The organism is Vibrio sp. D173a (assembly GCF_030248475.1).
Genome location: NZ_JAHGAH010001190.1, coordinates 1 through 792, shown reverse-complemented (window position 1 = coordinate 792; position 792 = coordinate 1). Strand labels below are relative to the sequence as shown.

The 792-nt window shown below is 48.2% G+C and carries 1 protein-coding gene; it reads right to left on the bottom strand.

What is annotated here, in order from left to right:
* Positions 1-187 precede the first annotated feature (187 nt).
* Positions 188-792 (bottom strand): PhnD/SsuA/transferrin family substrate-binding protein (locus KIV40_RS32230; RefSeq protein WP_285353417.1); only part of this gene is annotated, 605 nt, incomplete at its 5' end.

The window sequence follows — 792 nt, the reverse complement described above, 5'->3', positions numbered from 1 at the left end:
GTTCAAAGAACATCATTGGCGCCATTTCTGCACCTTGCCAAGCCCAGCTCAATACCAGTAATACCAATACAGCAATCACAGCGTTTTTGATTGATAGCTTTGAGGAAGGCTCGTGGCTTTGAGTTATTGCAGTCATTATTTTTCACTCTAATGAATGCGCCGCATCGTCACGGCGCATGAGTTTGAATTAGCCTTTCAGCGCATCGATTTCAGATTGAAGCTCGTCAATCTCTGTTTGATATTGAGCCATGCGATCTGCGCGGTCTTGAGCGCTCAGGTTGGTGTTGTTCTCTGCCTCTACAAGGTTTTTGAACGCTTCCATCTGGCGGATTGGTAGGAGCTGGCTATTGTCAGTCGGAGCAAAACCAGACCAAGCTAACTGCTCTAGATTTGCACGTTGCTCTGGCTCGCTTCCGTAGTTAACGAAGAAATCACGCGCCTTCTGCTTCATCTCCTCATCCATCTCTTTGCGATAGGTCACCACATCCGATGGGATCAGATTGGACTGCCACACCACTTTGAGCTTGCTAAACAGCTCTGGGTTGTTCTGTTGGATGCGAATCAGGTTCATGGTGTGATTGGTGGCGACATCCACTTGATTGTTCGCCACAGCCATCACATTGGCTCCATGACTCGCCGCCACATTGCGGTGAAAATCATTTGCCGACACGCCATTGCTTGCGAACGCTTCAAAGTTAGGCACTAAGAAGCCCGATGTAGAATTAGGGTCACCATTGCCCAGTTTGAGCGTCTTGTGGTGCTCTAATACATCGTCTAGTGTGTTGATGTTGT